The sequence below is a fragment of the Ruthenibacterium intestinale genome (genome assembly GCF_040096265.1).
Lineage (GTDB): Bacteria > Bacillota > Clostridia > Oscillospirales > Ruminococcaceae > Ruthenibacterium > Ruthenibacterium komagatae.
Genome location: NZ_JBBMFA010000042.1, coordinates 1 through 2,006, shown reverse-complemented (window position 1 = coordinate 2,006; position 2,006 = coordinate 1). Strand labels below are relative to the sequence as shown.

Genomic DNA, 2,006 nt, shown 5'->3' with positions numbered 1-2,006 from the left:
TGGTGACCCGTGGGAGAATCGAACTCCCGTTTGCGGCGTGAGAGGCCGCCGTCTTGACCGCTTGACCAACGGGCCATTTTTAGTGGCTGTCCTACATTATACCTGTTCCGGCCGCCCGCGTCAAGAGTTTTCTGCAAATTTCTCACCACATGGGCGCCTGCCGGATCTTGTCCCAGCGGCGGTGGTCCTGCCAGTACTGCCGGCACACCCAGTCCTCGGCCTGCCGCATTCCCTCCTCGGTCAGGGCGAACCGGGCCGATACCACACCCTCCGGGTCGGTTTTCTCCAGGCACCAGGGCCAGGGCCACACCACGGCCTCCAATTCGTCGTCCGCCAGGCGAAACTTGTACTGCATTCCGCTGTGAGAACCGGAATACGACTTGTTGGCCCGGATCATGGTCATGCCCGGGATGACGGCAAACTTTTCCTGCTGGCTGTTCTGCGGCATATGCGCCCCTCCCCTCTGTGCCGTTCCATTATACCGCCTTTTGGCCCGGATTTCAACGCGCCTGCTCTGCTTGACAAAACCTGAAATATATGTAACAATTGTTACACAACATCTGTTACCTGAAGGAGGGAGTTCCGATGCCGCCCCGGGCCCGCATTTCAAAGGAACTGATTTTAAACGCTGCGCTGCGCATTACCTGTGAAGAGGGGTTCGAAGCCGTCAACGCCCGCAGCCTGGCCGCTGCGCTGGGCTGTTCCACCCGGCCCCTGTTCACCTGTTATCCCGGCATGGAGCAGCTGAAGCAGGATTTTCTGGAACATGCCTTTTCCGTTTATCTGGACTATGCGCAGGCCTGGCAGCGCCGGGAGCGGGAAGAGCCCGCCCTGGTCTTTCCCCTGTCGTACATCGCCTTTGCCCGGCAGCAGCCGCGCCTGTTCGAAGCGCTGTTTGTGCGCCATATGGACCTGGACATGATACGGCCGGAAGACTTTTACCGGGAGCCGGGCAACGGGGACCGCGCCGCGGACTTTGCCCGGGCGGTGGGGCTTGCGCCGCAGCAGGCCCGGGCCGTGTTTCTGGACCTGTTTTTCTACGCCCACGGCATGGCCGTGCTGACCGCCGCGGGAAAAATGACGCTGGAACCATCCGACGCCCGGGCCATGGTCAGGCGGATGCTGGAGGCCCGGGTGCGCCGCGAACTGGAGGAAGACCATGACCGACCGGTATCTGATTGATTTTTACACCCATTACGACGAGGACAGCCGCCTGTGCACACGCCACGGGTCGGTGGAATTTCTGACGACCATGCGCTACATCCGCCGCTATCTGCCCGCCGGGGGCCGCGTGCTGGAGATCGGCGCGGGAACCGGGCACTACTCCCATGCGCTGGCCCGGGACGGGTTTGCCGTGGACGCGGTGGAGCTGGTGGAGCACAACATCCGCCTGTTCCGCCGGAACACCCGGCCCGGCGAAGCGGTGCGCATTGTGCAGGGAAACGCGCTGGATTTGAGCGCCTTTCCCGACGACCGGTATGATGTGACGCTGCTGCTGGGGCCGCTGTATCATCTGTACACCCCGCAACACAAACGGCAGGCGCTGGCCGAGGCCATTCGCGTCACCCGGCCCGGCGGTGTGATTTTTGCCGCCTATGTGATCTCGGACGGCTGTCTTCTGGACGAGGGCTTTCTGCGTGGAAATGTGGACGTGGCCGCCTATCTGCGCGACGGTCTGCTGGAGCCGGGCACCTTTGCCGCGCGCTCGCAGCCGAAGGACTTGTTTGAGCTGGTGCGCAAAGAGGACGTGGACCGGCTGATGGAGGCTTTCCCCACCCGGCGGCTGCACTACGTTGCGTCGGACGGCTGCGCCCTGCTGCTGCGGGACGCGCTGGACCGCATGGACGACGCGGCCTTCCGGCTGTATCTGGACTATCACTTCGCCACCTGCGAACGCCCCGACCTGCTGGGGGTGACCAGCCACGCGCTGGACATCTTTCAAAATGACCCTGCGCTTCGTCCCGCAATGGATGCGCCGGTGGAAAATGAAAAGAGCGATTTTATAT

General features: G+C 62.6%; 3 protein-coding genes and 1 tRNA gene. 2 read left to right on the top strand and 2 right to left on the bottom strand.

Features of this window, described 5'->3' with window-relative positions:
• Both WMO24_RS01925 and WMO24_RS01920 read right to left on the bottom strand, forming a co-directional pair.
• Window positions 1–75, bottom strand: a tRNA-Glu gene (locus WMO24_RS01925).
• A gap of 67 nt (window positions 76–142) precedes the next feature.
• On the bottom strand, window positions 143–448 hold the full coding sequence (locus WMO24_RS01920) for a GNAT family acetyltransferase (RefSeq protein ID WP_349214512.1): 306 nt from the start codon (window positions 446–448) through the stop codon (window positions 143–145).
• A gap of 137 nt (window positions 449–585) precedes the next feature.
• On the opposite strand from WMO24_RS01920, the gene WMO24_RS01915 reads away from it, so the two are divergent.
• Together WMO24_RS01915 and WMO24_RS01910 are read left to right on the top strand one after the other, a co-directional pair.
• Window positions 586–1,182, top strand: a complete 597-nt coding sequence (locus WMO24_RS01915; RefSeq protein ID WP_349214511.1) for a TetR/AcrR family transcriptional regulator — start codon at window positions 586–588, stop codon at window positions 1,180–1,182.
• A partial coding sequence (locus WMO24_RS01910; protein WP_349214509.1) for a class I SAM-dependent methyltransferase occupies window positions 1,160–2,006 on the top strand: 847 nt, incomplete at its 3' end. The genes WMO24_RS01915 and WMO24_RS01910, both read left to right, overlap by 23 nt.